A 25,935-nucleotide genomic window follows, 5' to 3' on the forward strand; every position below is an offset into this window, starting at 1 on the left:
TATTACTGACTACACACCTTACAGGTGGGGAGTTTAGGGAGTTTCATCTCACGAAATTCCATGGTCATGGCATCGATCATCAAAATACGCCCCGCTAAGGTGCTGCCCATGCCGGAGATAACCTTAATGGCTTCTACCGCCTGTAAACAGCCCACCATACCGACGACAGGCGCGAGAATTCCCGATTCCACGCAGCTTAGTTGCTGCTCACCAAACAGTGCGCTAAAGCAGTGGTAGCAGGGTGTTTGCGCTTGATAGTCAAACACAGTCACCATGCCTTCCATTCGAATTGCGGCGGCTGACACGAGGGGCACTTTATGTTTAAAGCAGCTCTGATTGAGTTGCTCGCGAACGCTGACATTATCGGTGCAATCGACCACTATGCTGTGGCTGGCAACTAAGGCATCAATCTCATGGTCATCTAACACCGCATTAATGGAGTTAATTTTGACATGTGGGTTGAGCTGACTGAGGGTGAGTTTTGCCGACTCGACCTTTGGCTGGCCGATACGACTATCTCGATGCAGTACTTGGCGCTGTAAGTTCGACAGTTCAACCGTATCAAAATCCACTAGGGTTAATTCGCCAATCCCTGCGACGGTAAGATATTGTCCAGCAGCGCAGCCTAAACCGCCAGCGCCTATCATCAACACCTTAGCGAGCTTCAAGCGTTCTTGACCATCAATATCCATCGCTTTTATGGATATCTGTCGACTGTAACGGGTCAGTTCGCTGTCGCTGAGGATTTCGCCCTGCGGGTTTATATCGATTAGATTCATAACGCCGTCCTAGCAGAGAACGCTGTTAAAGGGTTCGACTGTGACTATCGTGCCCTCTGGCGTATCCCCTTGGAATTGCTCCAACAATACAAAACAGTTGGCAAGCATCATAGAGGTCAACATGCCTGAGCCTTGGCTACCTGTGATGGCAACCTCGAGTTCGCCTTGGGCATTACGGGATAAAATGCCCCTTTGGTATTCCACTCGACCCGGTTGTTTACGGATTGGAGTAGTGAGTTTTGCGTTGACAAAAAGTGGTGTGCTTGGGGTTAAGCCCTGCATCTTGTTAAGAATTGGCCACACTAACTTGTAAAAGGTAACCATAGATGACACAGGATTGCCGGGTAAGCCGCAGAATACGGCTTTGCCGATGCGCCCCATAGCGAAGGGTTTACCCGGTTTAATGGCCAGTTTCCAGAAGGTGATTTGACCTTCTTCATCTAATATCTGTTTTGTAAAGTCGGCTTCGCCTACGGACACACCGCCCGAGGTGAGCACCATATCCGCTTGATTGGCGGCATTACGAAACGCATGGCGAATGGCCTCGGGATCATCGGGGATGACACCTAAATCAATCCATTCCACATTGGCGCGGCTGAGTAAGCCTTGAATCGAGTAACGGTTTGAGTCGTAAATTTGCCCCGGTGCTAAATCGCTGCCCACTGGGCGTAGTTCGTCGCCGGTGGAAAAAAACGCCACCTTCAATTGGCGATACACCTGTACTTGGCTAACACCTATGGTTGCCAGTACACCAAGTTCGGCAGCTTTAATCTCAACCCCTGCCTTGAGCACTTTAGTGCCCTGTCGAAGTTCTTCACCGCGGCGGCGTACATTGGCGCCCTTTGATTTAGGGTGATTGATTTGAATGAGATTGCCATCGGCCTCGGTTTCTTCCTGCATCTGCACTGTATCGTAACCAGCAGGGACCGGCGCGCCAGTCATAATGCGTACGCAACTCTTTGGCGTGATTTCACCTTCAAAACAGTGGCCTGCAAAGGAACTACCAATCAAAGTCAGGGTGGTTTGATGGGTGAGGCTATTGAGATCTTCAAAACGGAAGGCATAACCATCCATAGAGGAATTATCAAACGGTGGTAAATCGATACAGGAGGCCAAATCCTCCGCCAATACCCTGCCAAGGGTTTCGGGTAAGGTAACGACTTCGGTGTCAGTAACAGGGCGAACCTGTTCAAGCAACTTAGGGATAGCTTGGTCTGGGTGCATCAGGCTCGGTTGCGAACAGGGATCGGCTTTAACGGACATCTTGTCCTCCTCTTTGCGAAGATTCTCTAAGGCAAACATAGGGCTATTATGCCACGGTAGGTTAAGTTAGCTATGACCTGTGTCTGAGAATCTGTAATTGCCTTAGGGTGTTTCTAACGGTATTGAGCAAGTTTAGCCGTCGCACTATCTTGGCGCGAATGAATCGAGTCTCTGAGAATACAAACGGAAACCAGTAATGAATGAAAATCATTTTATCTTTGAATCATTAGCTTAGCTAAATATACGAAGGTAAATTATGTTGCTTTTGTTAGCTTCCTTCATAACAATAGGCCTGATGATTCAGACCGAATGCCAATGAGGATTTACTATGCTGTCAGCAACCATGATCGAAAAGTTGAACGACCAAATCAATATGGAGTTCTACTCCTCAAATTTATACCTGCAAATGAGTGCATGGTGTGAAGATCAGGGATTCGAGGGCGCGGCTAAGTTTATGCGTGAGCATGCGGACGAAGAAATGGGCCATATGCGCCGTTTATTTACCTATGTGAGCGAAACCGGTGGCATGCCATTACTTGGCGCGATTGAAGCGCCGCAGTCTCAGTTTGGCTCTCTATTGGCGTTATTTGAGCTAACCTATGAGCATGAGAAACAGATCACTAGCAAAATCAATGCACTGGCCCATGCGGCTTTCTCAAATCAAGACTATTCGACCTTTAATTTCCTTCAGTGGTACGTTGCCGAACAGCATGAGGAAGAGAAGTTATTCAAATCAATCGTAGATAAGATTCGTCTAGTAGGCGAAGATGGTAAGGCGCTGTTCTTTATTGATAAAGACCTCGCTAAACTGGCCTCAAAGGGTGGCGAAAGCATTATGAATGGCCAGGGGCCACAAGAGGCTTAATTCGCTAATTCCGCAATAGTGGAATGTATTGCTCAACCTGTTAGCCAAATACAGCAAACAAAAAGTAGCCTAGGCTGCTTTTTTGTTTATCACTTTTGCAGCCTTGTTGGAGCTAACTGTTTGCGCAGGCCACGAGCTGTGTATCAACTTTAAGCAGTGAGCCCTTTGAGTGAAGTAGCTCAGAGAGTTCATCAAAGGGTAGGGGTTTAGAAATCCAATATCCTTGGCCATAATGACAGCCTAACGCTTGCAGAAAGTGCCATTGTGCCTCGGTCTCAATGCCTTCTGCGACCAGTTTCATTTCAAGACTTTGCCCCATCATCACAATGGCTTTCACCAAATTTGCGCTGGAGTTGTCCTCTAGGACATTTTCCACGAAGCTACGGTCAATCTTGATGACGGAAATCGGAAACTGCTTCAGATAACTCAAGGAAGAATAACCAGTGCCAAAGTCGTCCATGTAGATCTCTGAGCCCAATTTCCGAATCGCCTTGAGAGTACTTAGCCCCTGGGTCGCATCACCCATTAACATGCTTTCAGTGATTTCGATATGTATATTTTTAGGATTGATTTTATGGCGGTTAAAGCATTCCGCTAGTATCTGTTCAAAGCCAATGCCACGACTGTTCACACATTGGCGACTGGAGACATTGAGTGCCAGATTAAGCAGCAAACCACTCTGTTGCCATTCCTTTAGGTCGGCCATTGCCTGATTGAGCACCCATTCTCCCATAGGTTCGATAAGGCCCGTTTCTTCGGCTATCGAGATAAATTGCTCCGGCGGGATCATGCCAAACTCAGGGTCTTGCCAGCGAATAAGTGCTTCTACACTGTTCACTTCTCCGGTTTGCATATCGACAATGGGTTGATAGTGAAGGCTAAACTCATTGTGAACCACAGCGCGGCGCAGGCGCTGCTCCAGCTGCATCCGCGAGTGCATGCGTTGGTTCATGCCCGAGGTGAAATACTTAAAGTTATTCCGTCCAGCCCCCTTGGCTTGATACATGGCCATCTCAGTATTTCGGGATAGGGTACTGACATCCGCGCCATCTTCGGGATAAACCCCTATACCAAAACTGGCGGAAATATGGAGCTGTTGTTGCGATAACTCAAAGGGTAACGCCAGTGCTTCACAAATCCGATTGGCCATATGTTCAATGGCTAGTTCATTGGTGATCCTTGGTAAGATCATCACAAAACCATCGCCGCCTATTCGAGCGACAAACTGCTGCTTGTCGGTAAGTCGTTCGAGTCGACGCGCAACCTGTTGTAATAGCTGGTCGCCACAGGCGTGACCCTGCACATCATTAATATATTTAAATTGGTCTAAATCAATTTGCATGACTGCCAGTTTGCATCCCTCGTGTTGGGCATTTTGGATGTCATGCTGCAGGCGTTCATTAAAGAGCTTACGGTTTGGTAGTCCAGTGAGACTGTCGAAATTGGTTTGATACCAGATCTTCTGTTCATTCTGTTTTCGATTACTAATATCTCTAAATAAACCGATATATTGGATTATTTCTCCCTCGGGATTACGCACTACGGTGATGGCCAGATATTCGGGGTAAACTTGGCCATTTTTGCGTTTATTCCAAATCTCCCCCTCCCAAGAGCCCCGCTGTTGTAATGCATCCCACATGGCGGTGTAGAAATGGGGCGGATGACGTTCTGAGCTCAACATTGATGGTGAGCCGCCTGTGACTTCCTCAGCACTGTAGCCTGTTATCTGGCAGAAGGCTCGGTTAACCAGCTTTATTCGGTTGTTTGCATCGGTGACCATAATGCCTTCTGATGAATACTCAAATACAGTGGCGGCGAGGCTTAACGCATGATTCGACCGCTTGCGCTCCGCAATCATGCGATTGAGGGATTGCGCCATCAGTGCCAGTTCGTCTGAGCCAGGTACTTGGGTATAGATATTCAGTGAAGGATCCTTGGCCATGCGCTGCATATCCTTGGCAATTACGCTGATTTTATCGAGAAAACTACGCACGATTTTATGTCCAAGCCACAAGGTTACAAGCGTGGTTAGGGTGATAAGGCCAAGATAGAGTCCAAGCAGTCGTAGTGCGCGCTGCTGATTGTTATGACTGAGATGCGCCATGTCAGTGGTGATGGCATTGACCTGAGTATGGAGCTGCTCAAGCTCAGGTAAACTAAACTCATTTGGCGCTAAAAAGTAATCAGTGCCATTGTCATTATTTTGTTTAAATTCATGGTTTTTAAGTAGGTTAATAACTTCGGTATAGGATCTTGCCTGCTGAATATCAGTGGTTTGACGCTGGAAGAGTTCGACTAGCTGCAACAGTTGCAGGCTTAACTGGCCATAGGATTCGAGAGTCGAATTCGATGGCGACTTATTTCTACTGTCTTCATTCAATTGCTGCACTTTATATTTGAGTGCTTGGTAATGGGTCTTAAATCCTGATTTAAGTTGCCAATCAGTATCAATAAGTGCGCTAAGTGCCGAGCTGCTCAATAGCTTATCTAAGGCCGCAGAGGTGTTTTGCTGCGCTAGCAGCAGGGATTGTGGGCTACCGGAATATTGAGGAGCAACGCTGAGTTGGTATTCATTATTGAGCTGGTGAAGGGCATTGTTTATTTCTGTGGTCGCCTGAATCGCAAAGTGATTTCGGCTGGCGTTGTGGTATTCCATGAATAAGAAATACATTTGCGACAGCACAAGAATGGCGGTCATTAGTAGGGGCAATAGTGAAAACAGGATCAATTTCTGTTTTAGACTGAGGTGATGTATCGCAGACGGCATGCAAATGACTCCTTTTTCATGTGCATCTGTGGGCTTCTCGCTACTTAACCTAACGAGCCGTTGAGGCTGGCAAACTATTACCTAAAATGGGGTAGCGATATTTAGCACATCTACCTAGGACCAGCGACCGATAATTCATTGATTTCTAATCTAGGTCACGAAATTACGCCTGCATTAGGCATTATATGTAAATGATTGTTTGTAAATGCCTAAATAAGCCTCTCAGTCAGCTAAGCGACAGGGTTAAACGGCAGAGCACCGCTGCAAATCGCCAATAAAAAAGGACATCTCATTGATGTCCTTTAATCACACTCGCCTTGGCGATTAACCCACTTTAGCCAATAACGATTTACGGTATTCGACGATATCTTCAATCGTTAGTACCGGCATATTGTGCAGTTTACCAAAGGCGATGATTTCAGGCAGTCGTGCCATAGTGCCATCGGGGTTGGTGACTTCACACAAGACACCCGCAGGTTTGAGTCCGGCAAATTGCATTAAATCGATAGTACCCTCGGTGTGGCCGCGGCGGGTTAATACCCCACCTGGTTGAGCGCGCAGAGGATACACGTGGCCGGGCCTAGCGAGATCGCTAGGTTTTGCGTTATCCGCAATCGCCGCTTTAATCGTTGTTACCCGATCGGCCGCTGAAACCCCTGTGGTAACCCCAACTTTAGCTTCGATACTGACGGTAAAGGCGGTGCCATATTGGCTCGAATTGTCTTCGACCATAGGTGGCAACTCTAAGGCTTTTACTTTGTCATCGGGTAGGCACAGGCAAACGATACCGCTGCACTCGCGAATTAACATCGCCATTTGCTCGTTCGTTAATGACTCGGCAGCGAAAATCAGGTCGCCTTCGTTTTCTCTATCTTCGTCATCGACAACGAGGACGCCTTGGCCTTGACGCAGGGCATTAAGACCGGCTTCAACGCGCTCGATAGCGGTACCAAAAGGGGCAAGTAAAGACTGATTCATGGTTAATATCCTTCAAAAATACGACATGGGAATATCCAGAATCAGGGCGTGCAGAAATACAGCATTCAACCCACAGGAGTCTATAGCTGTAGCAATATAGCTTTGCCCATGCGTTTATTCACGCCGGCAAAGTGATTGCAAAATATGAGGCTAACGCGCTTATCTGTAAGCTTTACGTAATTCATGGGCTTACACGCGGCGCGTTGTCTTACATTCTCTTCCATCCGGACTGAGTACGCCGCTAATGCATGCGTCCATTACCGTCGGCTCTGGAATATCGGTTCATTTAGGATAATGACTTAGTTGAAAGTCAGTTCAAAAACTGCCGAGTCACCAGATCTGCTGACCCCGAACGAATTCGGGCGCTCGCGGGCTTTAGTTTGGTAAACATTGATTCAACCAGACTATTTACCGCCGGTGGGGAATTACACCCCGCCCTGAGAATTGTTTTAGGCGCTTAGCCTAAAACCGCCGCTATGTTGCGCCTAATTAAATTGAATGGCAAGTCTCGCGCTTTTAAGGTGTGATTGGTTTGGCGACTAATGGCGATGCCTGAAATGGTATGGCGTTCTGTGGCTTGAACTCGCTAGTCTTCTTCGCTAGGTATATCATATTACACACTAACTTATGGTCTGCCGTCCCGTTTAGGATGGTGTTTTGGAACGTCACAAGGACGTATAAATGCGCGCGCTGCTGCTCACATTAGGTATTGCTATGCTCTTACCCGGTTGTTCAACTTCAAAGGGGCAGGCCACTGCTCCCGTGGCGGAAAAAATACCCCACACTATGACCTTACATGGTGTCACCCGCACCGATGATTATTATTGGATGCGCGATGACAAACGCCAAGATCCTAAGGTGATTAAGCACCTAGAGGCAGAGAACCGTTATACAGAGGCTTATTTCAAACCGATCAAAGGGCTGCAAGATGGTCTATTTAAGGAGCTTACAGGACGTTTAGTGGCCGATGAGTCGAGTGTGCCCTATCAGTGGCATCAACACAGCTATTACCGCCGATTCCAAGAGGGCGGCGAATACCCGATATTGGGGCGTAAGGGCAGCGACGGTGTTGAGCAATTACTGCTGGATGTTAACGAGCGCGCTAAGGGGCACGAGTTTTATGGCCTAGGTGGCACGAGCGTCAGCCCCGATGAAACCATGCTGGCCTTTGGCGAAGACCTATTAAGTCGCCGCGTCTATACCATCTATTTTAAGGATATCGAATCCGGCGCGATGATCACCGATGTGCTTGAAAACACTGAAGGCAGAGTTGTCTGGGCCAATGATAACCGCCATGTGTTTTATATTGCTAAGGATTTGCAGACCCTGCTTGGCTATCAGGTCTTCCGCCATGAATTGGGCACGCCACAATCGAGTGACGTGCTGGTGTATGAGGAACAGGACGATTCCTACTACATTGATTTGGGTAAGAGCTTAGACGAATCACAAATCGTGCTGTTCCACGAGAACACCACCACCAGTGAAGTCTCGGTGCTGGACGCTAACGATCCTATGAGCCTGTTCAAACCTGTGTTGCCGCGGGAAGAGGGCCACGAGTACAGCGTGTCAAAGCTGGGCGATAGTTATTACATTCTCACTAACTGGCAGGCTAACAACTTCCGTTTGATGAAAGTGGCGATTAAGGATGCCGCCGATAAATCCAAATGGCAGGAAGTCGTTGCTCACAATCCAAATGCGCGTATTGAAGATGATTTGCTGCTTAAGGATTATTTGATTGTGCAAATCCGTGAAAACGGCTTAAGTCGCATCAAGGTCATGCCCTTAAATGGCAAACCAGACTTTGAGTTAAGCTTCGACGAGCCTGCCTATGTGTTAGGGCTGGATGTTAACTCGCAGCAGGATAGCGACAAGCTACGCATCTACTACTCGAGCATGACCACACCCGAGGCAATTTACGAATATCACTTAACTAATCCCGATAGACGCGACCTGCTAAAACAGGAGCAAGTTCTGGGTGGCTTCGATGCCAGTCAGTACCGCGCCGAGCGGTTATTTGTCACCGCCCGTGATGGCGCTAAGGTGCCGGTATCTTTAGTTTATCGTAAGGATAAGTTTAAAAAGGACGGCACTAACCCGCTGTATCAATATGGTTATGGTTCCTACGGTTACACGGTCGAGCCTGACTTTTCTTCATCTGTTATCAGCCTGCTTGACCGCGGTTTTGTGTATGCCATTGCCCACGTTCGCGGCTCTGAAATGCTAGGACGACCTTGGTACGATGCGGGTAAGTTGCTGAATAAAAAGAATACCTTTAACGACTTTATCGATGTGACCACGGCATTAACCGAGCAGGGTTACGGCGATAAAAACAAGGTTGTCGCCTCAGGTGGTAGTGCGGGTGGCCTGTTGATGGGCGCGATTGCTAATATGGCACCCGAGAAATACTTCGCTATTGCTGCTCACGTACCCTTTGTCGATGTAGTGACTACTATGCTTGATGAGTCGATTCCATTGACTACAAACGAGTACGACGAGTGGGGTAATCCAAATGAGAAAACCTACTTTGACTATATGCTAAGTTACTCGCCCTACGACAATGTAGCCGACCATGAATATCCACATCTGTTAGTGACCACAGGTTTGCATGACTCTCAGGTGCAGTACTTTGAGCCCGCTAAGTGGGTCGCTAAGCTGCGCGATGTGCAAAACAAGTGGTACAAGTCCAATGACAAGGTGCTGTTATTCGATGTGAATATGGATGCCGGCCATGGTGGCAAGAGTGGCCGTTATCGCCAGTACCAAGATACGGCGCAGGAATATACCTTCTTCCTTAGCCTGCTGGGCCTAACTAAGTAGTCGCTAATCATTGCAAATGACGAAGCGAGTGAAAAAGCCTGTCACAAGCGCTGCGTTAGAAGTGGCAAGTGCTAGTCCATTGGTCAACCCCGAAGCTGGGGTTGACCAAGCTTTAACGCCTGTGTCGAGTGGTCAGCATTTGCAATTAAGTGAGCAATCCCAAGCGCAGCCATTGCCGTCTACAGCGCAGCCAGTGCCATCAAAAGCGCAATCCCAATCACGCTCCCATTCACGGTCAAAAGCGCAATCGCAGCCTCTCGATGCTGGTGGTATCGCGGCTAAAAAGGCCGAATCTTTGTGGTCTCTCTACCTTATCCGTTGTGCCAACGGCCATCTTTACGCTGGCATTACCACTGATGTCACGCGGCGCTTTAACGAACATCAATCCTGTGGCGCTAAGGCCGCTAAGTTTTTGCGAGGCAAAGGACCGTTAACGTTGATGTATCAAGAGTTGGTCGGCAGCCATGGGGATGCGCTAAGGCGGGAAATCGCAGTGAAGAAATTGAGTCGAGCCAAGAAGCTCGCTTTGATTGAGACTGGCTCTCAGTCAGTGACTCAGGTTATCCATAACGCATCTTAGTTACTTCTGATGTTTCTCGTTAAAGCAAAAACAATCAAAGTCGTGGGGCTTCACCCCTGATTTTAAAAACAAGAGCCGACCAAGCAGGACTGCTCGTCCTATCCTCCTTGCCTCAATTTTAACAATCAGCCAAGACGTCCCTCACGGTCATAAGCTCGAAAATCATCGATTTTCATTCGCCCCTACACCAGCGAAAGCTACTCGGTCTTCTTGAGCGACTCACGGATTTTGCCTATTCGCACTGTGGCAACTCTGAGGGCTTTGTCATCTGTGAGTTCGGTATTATCGATATATAGTGAATTTAAGCCTGTAAGGACTGGCATAAAATCCCTGCTCAATAGAAGGCTTGGGGTGCGATGTTACTGTATGACTTTTAAATCATTTGGTTATAAAAAAGCACTAACAAAGTTAGTGCTTTTGGTAATCTGGCAATATCTTGTTTTTTACTTGATATCTGGGCTAATGCTATTAATTTGGCGCAACAACTGGAGCTAAGTAGCCCTGCTCGTTAAACACTTCACCACTGTCTGACCATGGAGCGTTGTTAAGATCAGGGTAGCCCTCTAAGTACTTAATTTCAGCACCAGTTTTGTCTTTTATAGAACGAACTACGTCTAGCACCGTTTTTTCTGCCCACTCTTCTGGCGTACCTACGAGAGCCCATGCAGCTTTACGAGCTAGGCCGTCCATACCTAAGAAACCACCACCCTCTTTTTTGGTGTAGTTGGCGTACACATCTAATGCATAGCCATCTTTGTACTTCCACAGGCAGAGGTTGAAAGACATATCAAAACCGTTGTCTACGTTCTTTTGTGCCGTTGCAGTCCAAACAGCGCCATCGCATTGTGCGACTTTAAGTTGGTTGGTAATTGCATTAGCAGCGCCAAGCTGCATCGCTAATCCCATCATTCCGCCGGCAGGCCCTGGCATACTTTTCATTTGATCAACTGGAGTAAAGCGTCCTGGTTTTTCTGGAGTCTGGCCCATAACGATAGGGTTTTTCTCGTCGGCAGAACTAACATTACGACCTAAGCCATCACTCGCAGCTTCAGTTACTACGGTTCTTTGCGCATTAGTATGGATATCAAACACTCGATATAGCTCAATACTTTTGTTTTTTTCAACAGCGGCATTATTAAGACTTCCGCAACCTGTCATAAATACAGACGAAATTGCGAGTGCGACTAGTCCAAATTTTTTCACGGTAACATCCTAGTTAATTTAAACGGGACGGCATTCTACAGTCTGAAATTAACAAGCTCAATCTAAAATCAAACAACTATTGCTCAGTTTTGCAACATTTAAATCTTTGAAAAGAAACAAATTGCCACAATTGACTACTGTTCGAACAGATTGATTAAGAATTAACTGATGGAGGGCTACTCATGAAATTCTGATTTAGATAAATGAGAAATCAGAAATAAAAAAAGCCACTCCTAGGGAGAGTGGCGAAAGTGCATAACAGCTAAAAGTACATCAAGGGATAAACGCATAACGGGGTGGGTAGAAGACTGATAGCCGTGGGAACCCTTGGACATCAGCCTCTACGCCGGGAAGAGTGTTACTTCACTTATTTGGCCGACTTATTTTACAGTCACGGCACCATTAATTTGGTCGAAGTGAATTTGGCCAGAGCCAGCTTCTAAAACGGTGAGGCCTTGGGTGTTAAACACATTGATATCGCCCGAACCATCGGTAATAGTCACGGCGTTTTTTACATCCCGTACCTCAATCTCGCCAGAGCCATCTTCGATGGTCACGCTGCCTTGGATATTGTTGGCCGTGATCGAGCCAGAACCATCGACAATGCTTAAGCTGCCAATGATATCGCTCACTTCAATTTCGCCCGAACCATCTTGAATCGTGGTATTGCCCTGTACTTTGGTGACTTTTATGCCACCAGATCCATCGTTGATACTCAGGGTACCAAATAGATTACTGACTTCGATTTCACCCGAGCCGTCGTCGATGCTGACGTTGTGGCCGCCCTCAATTGAAAGACCGCCTGAACCGTCCTTCACATCGATACTGCCTATCATCTTAGTGATCACAATTTCACCCGAACCATCGTCGATATCCAGCGCCATGGCGGCGGGCACCTGCAGGGTTAAATCGATATAGGGAGAATAATTATTGAAGCTACTATATGGCTTAATCTCAGCCTTTAGTTTGGCATTGCTGCCGCTTTTCTCGAGGGTGAGGATGACTTCGCTCGACTCATCGGCATAGATATCAGCAACTAATTTAATTTGGCTAAGACCTTCAATCCCAACAATTTCTAAACCGCCAGCGCCGGTTTCTGCGATTAATGATTTCAGGCCTTGGCTATCGAGGGTTAGCTCCTTGTGCACAGGGGTAATATCGGGCGCGTCTTCTGAAGCATTTACATTAATAATGCAGCCAGAGAGTGATGCAGCGCCTGCGGCTAATAGGCCTAAACTGGCGATAGGGAGTAGGGATTTGATGGACATTGCTATTCCTTTTTTACTCGTTATTTTTCCATGCCACTGTTTTGAACTTTGAGACTACGACATTCACTATTACGAGCTTCAGTTTAAGAATCATTGCGTCTCGAAATTAGTGAGATGCTTAAACAGTGACTATGTAGCACTTGTTGTAGGGACTGACTTAGCACAGCCTGTGCCAACTTTTTAAAGCTATATTTATCATGATGTTAATATTAAAGTGTCCGCTGGTAATAGCGCGGACATGTCCGCTAAGTGCGGGATTTACATAAAGAGTGGTGAAATTCATCACTCTAGAAATAACAGGTTGGCCAGTTGGAAAGAATCGAAGGCATAAAAAAAGACACCAAATTACTCTTGGTGTCTTTGATGAATCTAACCTATGAGGGCTAATGCTAACGGCTAATGTTTAACGGCTACGGTAAACCGGATACTTGAGGTATTGGTTGTCGTAGTAGGGGCTACGCTCGTAGAACCAACGTAAACGCGCCTCTGAATCGGCGGCAAAATCGGGGTTTTCCAGCGCCTTATTAAACTCTGCCGCAAGTTTTGGATCTTCGGCTAACATCTTGGCTGCCATTGGCTCAACTGCGTAATCTTCAATATATTCGGTGCGGGTGAAGATAGGGTTAAAGAAGCCCCACTGTAACAGCGAGTCTGGTGATTGAGGTTCGAGCAAGAGCATTGCCAAATCACCTAGTGGCTGATCCGTACTGACTTTGACTGTGCCCACTGGCAGCGTGGTCTTTACCTTAGTCAGCTCAGACTCGACTTTTACAGTTAAGCGACCTTCGAAGGCCTGGGTGTTAAACACTGGGTTACTCAGCGTGTATTGCTGAAGTTTCAATTCCGTAGGCTTAGTCAGGCGAGTCAGACGAATTCCATGCAAGTTCAAACGGTCGATAACCTGCGTCCACTGCGCTGGAATATAGTAAGCACTCGGGCGCGTGACTTTTATATCGGGGATATTCTGGGCGACTACCGGCAGATTCTCATACTGCTTAGGCTCGCCCGTCCAGCGCACGACGTCACTGCCGCTGATTGGGCTCTTTTCAACGCGATAGTCTATTCCTTTAAAGTCCCAACCCTTAGCGAGCGGCGCCGATTTCCAGGTTAAGGTCACCAAAGGCGATGCGCGGTATTTATCCTCTTGAATCGCACTCTTTAACTTGGTCGCTTGTTCGCCCACGGTTTTCAGGGTTTGCTCGAGCATCACATAGGTGCCAAGTACACGTTGCTTAAAGGGTTTTAAGCTGTGGTTTTCAATCAGGATGGTTGGCAGATGGCGCGCATCGCCGTAACCGTTAGAGAAACGAGGTGTTGGGTTCCACAGTGACATCCCCTTAGTGATATCACCATTATCCAGCGCGAACACTAATGGCCCCGGAATATGCCCCTGTTCGGTAAGCGCCGCTTCGACCGCTGGGCGGTAGTTGTTTTCGAGCCACTTGAAGCTGGCAGGGCTATAACCTTGGGCTAGGTTGTAGCCAAAGGTCACGTCATATTGGTAATCGATACCGTCGGTCACATGCACGTCGATATATAAATCCGGCTGCCACACATTGAGCGCGCGCAGCATGTGCTGCATTTCTAGGGTGTCGGCCTTGGCATAATCGCGGTTGAGGTTAAGGTTATTGGCATTGGTGCGCCAGCCCATATTCACAGGGCCGCGTTGGTTCACGCGGTTGAACTCTCCGCTGCGCTCGTGGGCATCGACGCTGAACATTGGCACAAACAGCAGGTTCGCTTTGTCGAGCAATGTGGCCTTGTCGCCCTTGATGATGTCGCGAAGCAACATCATGCCAGCGTCTTTACCGTCGATTTCGCCCGCATGGATACCCGCTTGAACCAGCACGGTTGGTTTAGTGTTTTGCTTTAGGCGCGCCGACTCATTAATGCCTTCGAGGCTTGCGATATACATCCAAATGTCGCGCCCCTGAGGACTCTTCCCTAGGCTGACCTTTTTAAGTAGTTCGGATTCAGCAGCAAGACGATCAAGCCACGCAATAGTGTCATCGTAACTTGGGCTCTCAACACCATTGCTTTGCTCAAACGGCGTTGCCCATTCGTTATCGCTGGCTTGCATCAGTGCTTCGCTGGCTCCGTGCCAAGTGATGCTCGGTGGTAAAATTTTGTCGTTGATAAAGGTATTTGCCCGTTCAGACGTCGCACTAATGGCTTCGGCGACTTGGGTGACTAACGTCTCGGTAGGCGTGTTTTCGGCTTCGTTTGACGTGATTGCGACGGCTTCAGTGGTTACCGCTTGGGGCGCAGGATTTGGCTCGGCAGCAAAGGCATTCGTGCTGGCATACATACAGGCCATTGCAATAACAGAAGGGGAAAACAAGCGCATAAATGAGTCCATAACGGGAATAATTTTTAGGGCGGTATCTTTTCATTAATTCCCATATTTGTGCAAGGGCATAGGATGCTGAACTGCATATTGATTACGGATTTTTTTGAAAAATTTTGTGTATAGCAGAGTAAGCATTCAGCCAATAAAAAAGGCCTGAATAGCATGACTATTCAGGCCTAATTGTTTGCTTATCTTTTTAGGTAAAAGCGAGAGCGTTAGTTATTACCCTCGACTTTCTCTGGGCTGTACTTATCCATAATCACTGCGCAGGCGGCATCACCGGTAATATTGAGCGCGGTGCGGATCATGTCAAATACACGGTCTAGGGCAAACAGTAATGGCAATCCATCAATCGGAATACCTGCAGCAATTAATACTGCAACCACTAAAAATGAAGGTCCTGGTACACCCGCCTGACCAATCGCCCCTAAGGTTGAGGTGAAGATGATCGCGGCATAGGCGGCCATCGACAGGTCGACGTTGTACATTTGGGCGAAGAAGATAGCGACCAAACCATAATAAATAGCGTTGCCGCTCATATTGATGGTCGCACCCAGTGGCAGTACGAAGGCCGTGGTGGCCTTAGACACTTTTAAGTCCTCTTCACAGGTTTCCATGTTGACTGGCAGTGTCGCCATGGATGACGCGGTCGATAATGCCATTACCTGTGGTTTTTTCATCGCCGACAAAAACTGGCGCGCTGAAACCTTAGAGAACAGCTGCACTAAGGTTGGGAAGAAGATAAAACCATAGATCAGAATCGCCACCACGAACACGGCGAACAGCTTAAATACCACCTCTAAGGCATCGAATCCGAAGGTGCCCACAGAGTCGGCCATCAGACCAAATACCCCGATTGGCGCGATAATCATTACGCAGTTAATCATCCATACGAAGGCATCAACGATAGTGTTCAGTGCCGCCATAATCGGCTTAGCACCATCACCTTTGACCTTGGTCAGGGCGATACCGAAGAACAGGCTGAATACCAAAATTTGTAATACGTTTCCGCCGGTGAGCGACTCGAACACGTTGGTTGGGATCATACCAATCAGAGTATCCATCACCCCAGGTAGAGCACCTTGTTCGGCGGTTACTTGCATTAAATCGGTGCGGCTGTGGGCGGTAAAATCGACACCTGCGCCGGGTTGGAATAAATTTCCCATCAGCAGCGCGAGGGCAACAGCCACACCGGAAGTCAGTAGAAAGAATCCGAAGGTGCCGATACCGATTTTGCCCGCCGATGGGCTATCACCAAGGCTGGCTGCACCGCTAATAATCGATACTAATACCAGTGGGATTACCAGCATTTTGATTAAATGGATAAAGATGGTGCCCAGCGGTGCAAATACGCTGGCGCTTTCGCCCATCATAAAACCCACCAGTGCGCCGATGATCATGGCGATCACCACCTGCACACCTATGTTGCCTAATAAATTCTTGCTTTTCATTTATCTGAAACTCCCGATTGCCAAAGTCTCTGGCATGGTTAGCCATGTCCTATTGATTAAGGAACAGTCTGTGTAAAAGGCCAATGACCCGACATCTATTTTTGGGCGCCTAAGGTATCACAGTTAATTGGGGAGGGTTTGTGAAACATCGCCAAACTTGGAGTAAAAATAGGCAAAATTTAGATTTTGGTGGTATTAATTAAACTTTTCTCAAATTTTTGAGTTTAAATTGAGATTTGATCATTTTTTGCGGCGAATTTGGCGGTGGTTTTGCGAAATACGGATTTTAAGTCTGGAGCGATTTAGCCGAAAATATCGCATTTTGGCGGATTTTTAGACATAAATACATAAAAAAGCGCCGACAATAGAGTCGGCGCTGTTGAATTGCTGTCAAAGCTAATGGCGTTAGGCCAAAAGTGTTGCGCTTAAGCCTGACGGATTAAGCCTTAGGGCCCGCGTTACGGATAGCGTCCGATACTTGGTACTTAGCGAAGTTCTTAGTGAACGCCTCTGCTAACTTTTGGGCGTACTCAGCGTAAAGCGCTTTGTCGCTCCAAGTGTTGACTGGGTTTAGCAGGTTGCTATCAACACCTTCAACGGCAACAGGAACCGCTAGGTTTAGGGTGTCTAAGTGGATAGTTTCAGCATCCTTTAACGCACCTGTGACGATCGCATCGATGATGGCGCGTGTGGTTGGGATATCAAAACGCTTACCAATACCGTGTGGACCGCCCGTCCAGCCAGTGTTCACTAGGTACACTTGGCTGCCGAATGATTCGATGCGTTTCATCAACAGTTCCGCGTACACGCCAGCAGGGCGTGGGAAGAAAGGAGCGCCGAAACAGGTAGAGAAGGTCGATTGAATCGCAGAGGTTGAGCCGATTTCGGTCGAACCCACCTTGGCGGTGTAACCCGACAGGAAGTGATAGGCAGCTTGTTCCTTCGACAGAATAGACACTGGCGGCAGAACACCTGATACGTCACAGGTTAAGAACACAACGGCGTGTGGCTCAGCGCCACGGTTGTCTTCTTTACGTTGGGCGATGTGCTCGAGTGGGTAGGCCGCGCGGGTGTTTTCCGTCAGGCTGCTGTCCTTGTAGTTTGGTACGCGTTGCTCATCCATGACGACGTTTTCAAGCACAGTACCGAAACGAATCGCATCCCAAATCACAGGCTCGTTCTTTTGGCTTAGGTCGATACATTTAGCGTAGCAACCGCCCTCGATGTTGAATACACCGCCTGGTGCCCAGCCGTGCTCGTCGTCACCGATCAGGAAACGCTTAGGATCGGCAGACAGTGTGGTTTTACCCGTGCCAGATAGGCCGAAGAATAGGGTTGTGTCGCCATCTTTACCTACGTTGGCAGAGCAGTGCATAGGTAACACGCCTTGAGCTGGCAGCAGGAAGTTCTGTACTGAGAACATCGATTTTTTCATTTCGCCAGCGTACTTAAGACCTGCAAGTAGCACTTTGCGCTCGGCGAAGTTTAAGATAACTGCGGCATCTGAGTTAGTGCCGTCACGCTCAGGTACACAGACAAACTCTGGCGCGTTAAGGATTTGCCATACAGGCTTATCTTTAGGATTGAATTCTTCAGGAATGATAAACAGGTTGCGGGCAAACAGTTGGTGCCATGCGTACTGAGTGGTCACGCGCACAGGTTGGTAGTGCTCGGTATCGGCGCCCACTTCGAGATCCGATACAAACAGTTCTTTATCGGCAAGGAAGGCTTCAACACGTGCCCACAGGCCTTCAAAGGCACCTGAATCGAAGGCTTGGTTGACTGCGCCCCATTCGATATCTGCTTCAGAACCTGCTTCTTTCACGATAAAACGATCGCCTGGTGAGCGACCAGTGCGAGCACCGGTTTTAGCAACTAGCGCACCGTTAGCGGTCAGTTCACCCTCGCCGCGTAGCAGGGCGAGTTCGACAAGTTGAGCTGTTGTTGGGTTGTAATGAACGCGGTTTAATCCATCCGCCATAATGAGGTCTCCATCTATTTATGCTTGTTATAATTAGGTTTTTTATTATCGATCGTGTGCCGATTTAGATTATTCACCTGTCCTATGGGCATTTACCCTAGGTCGAAGTGCTGTAGATTGTATCCTAACTGTTGGTAAAGTGTGAGGCGGATCGGGTTTGTGGCTAAAAAAATGGGCACCCTAGGGTGCCCATTTTTATTGTCTTTCTCAATTATTGCTGGGTGCTTGAAGCGGTACCATTGGCATAAATCGCTGCGATATCAATACCATCGAATACGTATTTTGCATTGCAATACTCACAACCCATTTCGACGTTACCGTCTTCCGCTAAAATCGCTTCAACTTCGGCCTGATCGATAGTTTTGATGGCCGCTGCGCTACGTTCACGTGAACAAGTACATTTAAAGGTCACTTGGATTGGGTCGAACAGGCGTACTTCTTCTTGGTGATATAAACGATGCAGCACTTCTTCTGCATCTAAGCTAAACAGCTCTTCGCTCTTAATCGTCGCGGTTAGCTGGCTTAAGTGCTCAAAATCAGCGTTATGGTCTTCATCACTTGGCAGCACCTGCAGGAACATACCCGCAGCCTGTTTGCCATTGGCGAATAACCAGAGCGCGGTCGGTAGCTGTTCAGATTGGTTAAAGTATTGCTCAACACAACCTGCCAGTGTTGGTTTATCCAGCGCGACCACACCTTGGTAACGCTCGCCTTCTTCTGGCGTCAGGGTGATGACCATATAACCTTGGCCAAACAGGTCTTCTAAGCTCGCATCATCGGCTAATTCGCCGTCCCAGCGGGCAACACCACGTAATTGCTGCTGGTTGTTACCGTTGATTACCGCCAGTGATACTGGGCCATTACCCTGTAATTGCACGCTGATATCGCCGTTAAACTTTAAGGTTGCGGTCAATAAAGAGGTCGCTGCCAGTAATTCACCCAGTAAAACCTGCAATACAGGCGGGTACTGATGAGTACCCAGAACATGTTGATAGCTGTCTTGCAATTGCACTAATTCGCCACGCACATCGGCATTGTCGAACAGGTAGCGGTGTAAAATATCTTGTGTCATTTTGTATCTCACTTTGGGGTCACTATCACAGTGCTGCGTTAGCATTCTTTAAAACGGATAATCTGGCGACGCTGCTTTTTATCCGGTTTGTGGTCAGGTGCAGGATTATTGAGAATATTCAATCGCCTTGCTTCGGCATTCACCGCACGTTTAGCCACGCTTTTGGGTGTTTCTTCGTATAATTCTTGGGCAATAGACGCACTTTGGCGCAATTCCGATAATTTTTTTATGACGATTTCTTTCTCGTCAAACCCTTGTCTAATCTTAAGGATGGCACCTATCTCGGCATTCTTACTAGATTTGGTACGTGCACCGTTGTAATGTACCTTGCCTCCATTGATCATTTCTTTGGCAATAGCTCGGGTTTTATAAAAACGTGCTGCCCACAACCACTTATCGAGCCTTACGTGAGTATTGTCCGTTGGACTTGGTGCCATAGTGTCTCCAAGGAAAAGATCGAATAGTTCACATGCTGGGCAAGAAAATGTGCAGGGCCCATTTTTATCGCCTAAAAGGGTGGTGTGCCTCACACCCAATTAAGGCGGGCAAAGTTAGCATAATTGGTCAATTTTCGCCAATTGCAATACTGTTATGGGGTTGTTGCCAAATGCGCGCTAGGTTAGCATGTGGCGGGCAACATTAATTACATAATCAGAACAGAGACCTGACAGAGGGTCCACTTATATATGGATTTATTAGACAAAGTCATCGCAAAAGCTGCAGGGATCCCACATAAACCGTTGAGCCGAATTGTATTCTGGTTTGGTTTTGTTATGTGTATTCTGTTGGCCGCGCAAATCACCTGGAAACTCGTACCCGGTAACGCCTCCACAAGTGCTTGGTCTCCTACGGCGACAACGACAGCCACTCAAGGTAGCGGGCAGTTTGACCTCGCAGGCCTAAAACAACTCGCCCTGTTTGGCAAAGCAGAACCTAAATCCGATAAACCGAAAGTGGAAGTGGTTGAAACCGTAACCGATGCCCCTAAAACCACACTTTCGATTCAGTTAACCGGTGTTGTTGCCTCTACGGCGAATCAAAAAGGTTTGGCCATTATTGAATCTAGCGGTAGCCAAGAGACCTACAGTCTAGGCGACAAAATTAAAGGCACTCAGGCCTCGCTTAAAGAGGTGTACGCCGACCGCATTATCATCACCAACGCAGGGCGCTTCGAAACCCTAATGCTCGATGGATTGGTTTACACCAGCCAGAGCGAAGCGAATCAACAGTTACAAAAAGCCAAGAACGTTCGCAGTGAGAAAGTCAGCCGCGTCGACCAACGTCAAAATGCTGAAGTAGCACAGGACTTGGCCGAATCCCGTAGTGAATTGCTCGCCGATCCAAGCAAAATCACCGATTACATTGCTATCTCTCCGGTAAGACAAGGTGAAGAAGTGGTCGGTTATCGCTTAAATCCTGGCAAGGATATGAACCTATTTAAGCAGGCTGGGTTCAAACCCAACGATCTTGCTAAATCGATTAACGGATTTGACCTGACTGTGATGAGTCAGTCCCTAGAATTAATGAGCCAGTTACCTGAATTAACAGAAGTTTCCGTTATGGTTGAGCGGGAAGGGCAACTGGTTGAAATCATGTTTAGTTTGCCGCAATAACACGCGTTAGAGGAAAGTAGAACAATGAATAACAAACGGATTCGACGCAAACTGATTGCTGGAGTTGTGGCAGGCGCCACTATGCTGACCTCGCAATTCGTTTGGTCCGAGCAATATGCGGCCAACTTTAAGGGCACAGATATTCAGGAATTTATCAATATCGTTGGTAAAAACCTGAACAAGACCATCATTGTTGACCCGACGATTCGCGGCAAAATTAACGTACGCAGCTACGATCTGCTCAACGATGAGCAGTACTACCAATTTTTCCTCAACGTTCTTCAGGTTTACGGTTATGCCATCGTTGAGATGGAAAACAACGTCATCAAGGTTATCAAGGATAAAGACGCGAAAACCGCGGCAATCCGTGTTGCCAATGATAATGACCCAGGTTTGGGTGATGAAATGGTGACCCGCATCGTGGCACTGTACAACACCGAAGCCAAGCAATTAGCGCCGCTGCTGCGCCAATTAAACGATAACGCCGGTGGTGGTAACGTTGTGAACTACGACCCATCGAACGTGTTAATGCTGTCGGGTCGTGCCGCAGTGGTGAACAAGTTAGTCGAAATCGTTCGCCGCGTGGATAAACAGGGTGATACCTCAGTGCAAGTGGTGCCGCTCGAATACGCCTCAGCCAGTGAAATGGTGCGTATCATCGATACCTTATACCGTGCATCGGCTAACCAAGCACAAATGCCAGGCCAAGCGCCAAAGGTAGTTGCTGACGAGCGTATTAACGCCGTGATAGTCAGTGGTGATGAGAAAAGTCGCCAACGCGTGGTTGAGCTTATCCATCGTCTCGATGCCGAGCAGGCCAGCACGGGCAATACTAAGGTACGTTACCTGCGTTACGCTAAAGCCGAAGATTTGGTTGAAGTGTTAACGGGTTTCGCCCAGAAGCTTGAGGGCGAGAAGGATACCAGCGCCCAAGGTGCGGGTAAGCGCCGTAATGAAATCAATATCATGGCCCACACGGACACTAACGCTTTAGTGATCAGTGCCGAGCCAGACCAAATGCGTACCATCGAGAGCGTTATCAACCAACTCGACATTCGCCGTGCGCAGGTGTTGGTTGAAGCCATTATTGTTGAAGTTGCCGAAGGTGATAACGTTGGTCTCGGCATACAGTGGGCCTCTAAGGCCGGTGGTGGCACTCAATTTAATAACCTTGGGCCAACCATTGGTGAGATTGGCGCCGGTATCTGGCAGGCTCAAAGTGAAGGTGGTGACACAGTAACCACCATTGATAGTAATGGTAACCCTGTCACGACGACTAACCCTGAGACAGAAGGGGATATCACCCTGCTTGCGACAGCTCTGGGCAAAGTCAATGGTATGGCATGGGGCGTGGCCATGGGTGACTTTGGTGCCCTCATCCAAGCTGTATCAGCCGATACTAACTCCAACGTACTGGCAACGCCGTCTATCACGACCTTAGATAACCAAGAAGCCTCATTTATCGTCGGTGATGAAGTACCAATTCTGACCGGTTCAACCGCGAGCTCAAGTAACAGCAATCCATTCCAAACCGTTGAGCGTAAAGAGGTTGGGGTTAAGCTGAAGGTTGTGCCACAGATCAACGAAGGTAACGCCGTTAAACTCGCCATCGAGCAGGAAGTCTCGGGGGTTAATGGTAATACGGGCGTGGATATTTCCTTTGCAACCCGCCGTTTAACGACCACAGTGATGGCTGATTCGGGCCAAATCGTAGTGCTCGGTGGTCTGATTAACGAAGAAGTCCAAGAGAGTGTGCAGAAAGTGCCTATCCTTGGTGATATTCCTGTGCTTGGTCATTTGTTCAAATCTTCTTCAAGCAAAAAGACTAAGAAGAACCTGATGGTCTTCATCAAGCCAACCATTATCCGTGATGGTATGACAATGGAAGGCATCGCAGGTCGTAAATATAACTATTTCAGAGCATTACAGCTTGAGCAGCAAGAGCGTGGCGTTAATTTAATGCCAAATACTCAGGTACCGGTGCTGGAAGAATGGAGTCAGTCTGACTATCTACCGCCTGAAGTGAACGAGATTTTAGAGCGTTACAAAGAAGGTAAAGGCCTAGACACCCAAATCCGTAATACGGATTCGACCCTCAAGGCGCTGGATGAAAACCAAGCAAAAGACACAACACAATGAGTGAAATCCAAGTATCCCCAGTCGAGGACTTAGGCCTAGTTTCAAATGAACTGGGTCTAGAGGCAGAAGGTGATGAGGTTTTTCGCTCCAATAGTAAAGAGCGTTTACCCTTTGCTTTCGCCCATCGCCACGAGGTGATTCTGTCCTACGGCGAAACGGGTGAGTTAACCCTTTTTTACACCGCAAAAACGCCGCTAGCGGCCATGCTCGAAGCGCGCCGCTACTCGGGTGTCGATCTGCCTTTGGTGCAGCTCGAGGCAGGTAAATTTGAAGCTAAGCTGACCCAAGCCTATCAAGCCAACTCTTCTGAAGCGCAGCAGCTAATGGAAGACATTGGTAACGAGATGGACTTGTTCACCCTCGCCGAAGAAATGCCGCAGACCGAAGATCTGCTCGAGGGGGATGATGATGCGCCGATCATCAAGTTAATCAACGCCCTGTTGTCGGAAGCGATTAAAGAAGAAGCCTCGGATATCCACATCGAAACCTATGAGAAGCAGCTAGTGGTGCGCTTCCGTATCGACGGTGTACTCAAAGAAGTGCTTAAGCCGAACCGTAAATTGTCTTCGCTACTCGTGTCGCGTATCAAGGTTATGGCGCGTCTGGACATTGCCGAGAAGCGTGTTCCGCAGGACGGCCGTATCTCACTACGGATTGCGGGCCGTGCGGTAGACGTGCGGGTTTCGACTATGCCATCAAGCCACGGTGAGCGTGTGGTGCTGCGTCTTTTAGACAAAAACGCCGGTAATCTCGACTTAAAACAATTGGGCATGACCGACAGCATTCGGGTGAAATTTGATGAATTAATTCGTCGCCCACACGGCATTATCCTCGTCACGGGGCCAACGGGCTCGGGTAAGAGTACGACGCTTTATGCGGGCTTAACTGAAATTAATTCGAAAGACACCAACATCTTAACCGTTGAAGACCCAATCGAATACGAGTTAGAAGGTATTGGTCAAACCCAAGTGAACACTAAGGCGGACATGACCTTCGCCCGTGGTCTGCGTGCGATTCTGCGTCAAGACCCTGACGTGGTGATGATCGGGGAAATTCGTGACCTCGAGACAGCCCAAATTGCGGTGCAGGCATCGCTTACTGGTCACTTGGTGATTTCGACCCTCCATACCAACACTGCATCGGGCGCGATTACCCGTTTGCAGGATATGGGCGTCGAGCCATTCCTTGTATCTTCGAGTTTACTCGGGGTATTAGCACAACGTCTTATTCGTACCCTGTGTCCTAAGTGTAAGACCGAGCATGCCCCCGATACTCGCGAGCGAGAATTGCTAGGGATTAGCGCAGACGATCCACGGGTTATTTACCGTGCCAATGGCTGTAAGGCTTGTGGAAGTAGCGGTTATCGCGGTCGTACCGGTATCCACGAGTTGTTATTGGTGGATGATAATGTACGCGAACTGATCCACGGTGGTCGTGGAGAGCTAGCAATTGAAAAATACATTCGTCAATCGGTACCGAGCATTCGCCACGATGGCATGAGCAAAGTGCTCTTGGGCATCACCACACTCGAAGAAGTGCTAAGGGTGACCCGCGAGGAGTAAGCTATGCCAGCATTTGAATATAAGGCGCTTTCTGCCCAAGGAAAACAGCTCAAGGGTGTGATTGAGGCGGATACCGCCAGACACGCCCGTAGCCAACTGCGGGATCAGCGCATGATGCCGCTGGAAATTCAGCCTGTCACCGAAAAAGAAGCTAAAGCGAAAAGCGCCGGCTTCTCAGCCTTTAAACGGGGGATTTCGGTTTCTGAGTTAGCGCTGATCACCCGTCAGCTAGCAACCCTGGTTGCTGCGGGTCTGCCGATTGAAGAATGTCTTAAGGCGGTCGGTCAGCAGTGCGAAAAGGCGCGTCTTGCTAGCATGATTATGGCGGTGCGCTCCCGCGTGGTTGAGGGTTATAGCCTGGCCGATTCGCTGGCAGAATTTCCACATATTTTTGACGACTTATACCGTGCCATGGTGGCTTCGGGCGAAAAATCCGGTCACTTGGAAATCGTCCTTAATCGTTTAGCCGATTACACCGAGCGTCGCCAACAGCTTAAATCTAAGCTGCAGCAGGCGATGATTTACCCAATTATGCTGACCTTAGTCGCCATTGGTGTGGTATCTGTATTGTTAGCGGCGGTTGTGCCTAAGGTAGTTGGTCAGTTTGAGCATATGGGCGCCGAGCTGCCAGCATCGACACGCCTGCTGATTGCGGCTTCTGAGTTTGTGCAATCCTACGGCCTGTTCGTATTGTTGGCGATTGTCATCATGATTGTCGCGTTCCAGCGTATGCTGAAATCCGCCGTCTTTCGAATGAAGTACGATACCTTTTTGCTGAAAATGCCGGTGATTGGCCGCGTCAGTAAGGGCTTGAATACCGCGCGTTTCGCTCGCACTTTAAGTATCTTATCCGCAAGTTCTGTACCCTTACTCGACGGTATGCGTATCGCCAGTGAAGTATTGCAGAATATGCGCGTGCGAGCTGCGGTGGATGACGCCACGGCTCGGGTCCGTGAGGGAACCAGCTTAGGTGCGGCGCTGACTAACACTAAGCTATTCCCAGCGATGATGCTGTACATGATCGCCTCGGGTGAGAAGAGTGGCCAGTTAGAGGAAATGCTTGAGCGTGCGGCCGATAACCAAGACCGCGAGTTCGAGAGCAATGTGACCTTAGCGCTTGGGGTGTTCGAGCCTGTGTTGGTGATTAGCATGGCGGGTGTGGTGCTTTTTATCGTGATGGCCATTCTGCAACCGATTTTAGAACTGAACAATTTGATTAGTGGTTAGATTAATACCATTGCTAAAGC

19 protein-coding genes and 1 riboswitch are annotated in these 25,935 nt (G+C 48.3%); of the genes, 7 read left to right on the forward strand and 12 right to left on the reverse strand.

Annotated features, from left to right (window positions below):
- Nucleotides 1-2: 2 nt before the first annotated feature.
- Together moeB and moeA are read right to left on the reverse strand one after the other, a co-directional pair.
- Nucleotides 3-779 carry a molybdopterin-synthase adenylyltransferase MoeB gene (gene moeB / locus K0H61_RS00445; protein ID WP_434086597.1) on the reverse strand — a complete coding sequence of 259 codons (777 nt, stop codon included), beginning with the start codon at nt 777-779 and terminating at the stop codon, nt 3-5.
- A 9-nt stretch (nt 780-788) separates the two neighbouring features.
- Nucleotides 789-2,042, reverse strand: coding sequence for a molybdopterin molybdotransferase MoeA (gene moeA / locus K0H61_RS00450; protein ID WP_220050851.1), 1,254 nt, complete (start codon nt 2,040-2,042; stop codon nt 789-791).
- Nucleotides 2,043-2,370: 328 nt separating this feature from the next.
- Here moeA and ftnA point away from each other — a divergent pair, with 328 nt between their 5' ends.
- Nucleotides 2,371-2,907 (forward strand): non-heme ferritin, encoded by a 537-nt coding sequence (ftnA, locus tag K0H61_RS00455; protein WP_220050852.1) that lies wholly within the window; start codon nt 2,371-2,373, stop codon nt 2,905-2,907.
- Nucleotides 2,908-3,019: 112 nt separating this feature from the next.
- Here ftnA and K0H61_RS00460 read toward each other — a convergent pair whose 3' ends face one another.
- Nucleotides 3,020-5,674, reverse strand: a complete 2,655-nt coding sequence (locus tag K0H61_RS00460) for a putative bifunctional diguanylate cyclase/phosphodiesterase (RefSeq protein ID WP_220050853.1) — start codon at nt 5,672-5,674, stop codon at nt 3,020-3,022.
- A 324-nt stretch (nt 5,675-5,998) separates the two neighbouring features.
- Nucleotides 5,999-6,652, reverse strand: coding sequence for a 3,4-dihydroxy-2-butanone-4-phosphate synthase (gene ribB, locus K0H61_RS00465; RefSeq protein ID WP_220050854.1), 654 nt, complete (start codon nt 6,650-6,652; stop codon nt 5,999-6,001).
- A gap of 208 nt (nt 6,653-6,860) precedes the next feature.
- Nucleotides 6,861-7,101: riboswitch (FMN riboswitch) on the reverse strand.
- Between the two features lie 232 nt (nt 7,102-7,333).
- Here ribB and K0H61_RS00470 point away from each other — a divergent pair.
- Nucleotides 7,334-9,469, forward strand: a complete 2,136-nt coding sequence (locus tag K0H61_RS00470; protein WP_220050855.1) for a S9 family peptidase — start codon at nt 7,334-7,336, stop codon at nt 9,467-9,469.
- Between the two features lie 172 nt (nt 9,470-9,641).
- Entirely contained in the window at nt 9,642-10,049 is a 408-nt protein-coding gene (locus K0H61_RS00475; RefSeq protein WP_258406038.1) for a GIY-YIG nuclease family protein, read from the forward strand.
- 197 nt (nt 10,050-10,246) lie between these two features.
- Here K0H61_RS00475 and K0H61_RS17750 read toward each other — a convergent pair whose 3' ends face one another.
- The 8 genes from K0H61_RS17750 to hslR form a co-directional block, all read right to left on the reverse strand.
- Entirely contained in the window at nt 10,247-10,372 is a 126-nt protein-coding gene (locus K0H61_RS17750) for a hypothetical protein (RefSeq protein WP_258405982.1), read from the reverse strand.
- Between the two features lie 145 nt (nt 10,373-10,517).
- Nucleotides 10,518-11,252: a hypothetical protein gene (locus tag K0H61_RS00480; RefSeq protein ID WP_220050856.1), complete on the reverse strand. Its 735-nt coding sequence runs from the start codon at nt 11,250-11,252 to the stop codon at nt 10,518-10,520.
- A gap of 380 nt (nt 11,253-11,632) precedes the next feature.
- Entirely contained in the window at nt 11,633-12,520 is an 888-nt protein-coding gene (locus K0H61_RS00485; protein WP_220050857.1) for a DUF4097 domain-containing protein, read from the reverse strand.
- Nucleotides 12,521-12,923: 403 nt separating this feature from the next.
- Nucleotides 12,924-14,867, reverse strand: a complete 1,944-nt coding sequence (locus K0H61_RS00490; protein ID WP_220050858.1) for a M14 family metallopeptidase — start codon at nt 14,865-14,867, stop codon at nt 12,924-12,926.
- A 218-nt stretch (nt 14,868-15,085) separates the two neighbouring features.
- Nucleotides 15,086-16,321, reverse strand: coding sequence for a dicarboxylate/amino acid:cation symporter (locus K0H61_RS00495; RefSeq protein WP_220050859.1), 1,236 nt, complete (start codon nt 16,319-16,321; stop codon nt 15,086-15,088).
- Between the two features lie 439 nt (nt 16,322-16,760).
- Entirely contained in the window at nt 16,761-18,302 is a 1,542-nt protein-coding gene (locus tag K0H61_RS00500) for a phosphoenolpyruvate carboxykinase (protein ID WP_220050860.1), read from the reverse strand.
- A 211-nt stretch (nt 18,303-18,513) separates the two neighbouring features.
- A complete protein-coding gene (gene hslO / locus K0H61_RS00505; RefSeq protein ID WP_220050861.1) occupies nt 18,514-19,374 on the reverse strand; it encodes an Hsp33 family molecular chaperone HslO in 861 nt (286 codons plus the stop codon).
- Nucleotides 19,375-19,412: 38 nt separating this feature from the next.
- A complete protein-coding gene (gene hslR, locus K0H61_RS00510) occupies nt 19,413-19,811 on the reverse strand; it encodes a ribosome-associated heat shock protein Hsp15 (RefSeq protein WP_220050862.1) in 399 nt (132 codons plus the stop codon).
- Nucleotides 19,812-20,060: 249 nt separating this feature from the next.
- Between hslR and gspC the strand changes: the two genes are divergently transcribed.
- Genes gspC through gspF form a run of 4 tightly spaced genes read left to right on the forward strand, consistent with a single transcriptional unit; the run spans nt 20,061 to nt 25,915 of the window.
- Complete coding sequence (gspC, locus tag K0H61_RS00515; RefSeq protein ID WP_220050863.1) at nt 20,061-20,987, forward strand: type II secretion system protein GspC; 927 nt, start codon at nt 20,061-20,063, stop codon at nt 20,985-20,987.
- Nucleotides 20,988-21,011: 24 nt separating this feature from the next.
- A complete protein-coding gene (gene gspD / locus K0H61_RS00520) occupies nt 21,012-23,126 on the forward strand; it encodes a type II secretion system secretin GspD (RefSeq protein WP_220050864.1) in 2,115 nt (704 codons plus the stop codon).
- Nucleotides 23,123-24,688, forward strand: coding sequence for a type II secretion system ATPase GspE (gspE, locus tag K0H61_RS00525; RefSeq protein WP_258405983.1), 1,566 nt, complete (start codon nt 23,123-23,125; stop codon nt 24,686-24,688). Before gspD ends, gspE begins: the two co-directional genes overlap by 4 nt.
- Before the next feature lie 3 nt (nt 24,689-24,691).
- The gene (gene gspF / locus K0H61_RS00530; RefSeq protein WP_220050865.1) at nt 24,692-25,915 is read left to right on the forward strand and encodes a type II secretion system inner membrane protein GspF; all 1,224 of its coding nucleotides are present in this window, start codon (nt 24,692-24,694) and stop codon (nt 25,913-25,915) included.
- Nucleotides 25,916-25,935 lie beyond the last annotated feature (20 nt).

This window comes from Shewanella acanthi (assembly GCF_019457475.1).
GTDB lineage: Bacteria > Pseudomonadota > Gammaproteobacteria > Enterobacterales > Shewanellaceae > Shewanella > Shewanella acanthi.

Excerpts from the sequence above, each read along its gene's own strand:
- moeA (WP_220050851.1), bottom strand. The coding sequence starts at position 2,042 with ATGTCCGTTAAAGCCGATCCCTGTTCGCAACCGAGCCTGATGCACCCA.
- gspD (WP_220050864.1), top strand. The coding sequence starts at position 21,012 with ATGAATAACAAACGGATTCGACGCAAACTGATTGCTGGAGTTGTGGCA.
- hslO (WP_220050861.1), bottom strand. The coding sequence starts at position 19,374 with ATGACACAAGATATTTTACACCGCTACCTGTTCGACAATGCCGATGTG.
- ribB (WP_220050854.1), bottom strand. The coding sequence starts at position 6,652 with ATGAATCAGTCTTTACTTGCCCCTTTTGGTACCGCTATCGAGCGCGTT.
- K0H61_RS17750 (WP_258405982.1), bottom strand. The coding sequence starts at position 10,372 with ATGCCAGTCCTTACAGGCTTAAATTCACTATATATCGATAATACCGAA.
- K0H61_RS00470 (WP_220050855.1), top strand. The coding sequence starts at position 7,334 with ATGCGCGCGCTGCTGCTCACATTAGGTATTGCTATGCTCTTACCCGGT.
- K0H61_RS00495 (WP_220050859.1), bottom strand. The coding sequence starts at position 16,321 with ATGAAAAGCAAGAATTTATTAGGCAACATAGGTGTGCAGGTGGTGATC.
- hslR (WP_220050862.1), bottom strand. The coding sequence starts at position 19,811 with ATGGCACCAAGTCCAACGGACAATACTCACGTAAGGCTCGATAAGTGG.
- K0H61_RS00490 (WP_220050858.1), bottom strand. The coding sequence starts at position 14,867 with ATGCGCTTGTTTTCCCCTTCTGTTATTGCAATGGCCTGTATGTATGCC.
- K0H61_RS00485 (WP_220050857.1), bottom strand. The coding sequence starts at position 12,520 with ATGTCCATCAAATCCCTACTCCCTATCGCCAGTTTAGGCCTATTAGCC.
- gspF (WP_220050865.1), top strand. The coding sequence starts at position 24,692 with ATGCCAGCATTTGAATATAAGGCGCTTTCTGCCCAAGGAAAACAGCTC.
- gspC (WP_220050863.1), top strand. The coding sequence starts at position 20,061 with ATGGATTTATTAGACAAAGTCATCGCAAAAGCTGCAGGGATCCCACAT.
- moeB (WP_434086597.1), bottom strand. The coding sequence starts at position 779 with ATGAATCTAATCGATATAAACCCGCAGGGCGAAATCCTCAGCGACAGC.
- K0H61_RS00500 (WP_220050860.1), bottom strand. The coding sequence starts at position 18,302 with ATGGCGGATGGATTAAACCGCGTTCATTACAACCCAACAACAGCTCAA.
- ftnA (WP_220050852.1), top strand. The coding sequence starts at position 2,371 with ATGCTGTCAGCAACCATGATCGAAAAGTTGAACGACCAAATCAATATG.
- K0H61_RS00460 (WP_220050853.1), bottom strand. The coding sequence starts at position 5,674 with ATGCCGTCTGCGATACATCACCTCAGTCTAAAACAGAAATTGATCCTG.
- gspE (WP_258405983.1), top strand. The coding sequence starts at position 23,123 with ATGAGTGAAATCCAAGTATCCCCAGTCGAGGACTTAGGCCTAGTTTCA.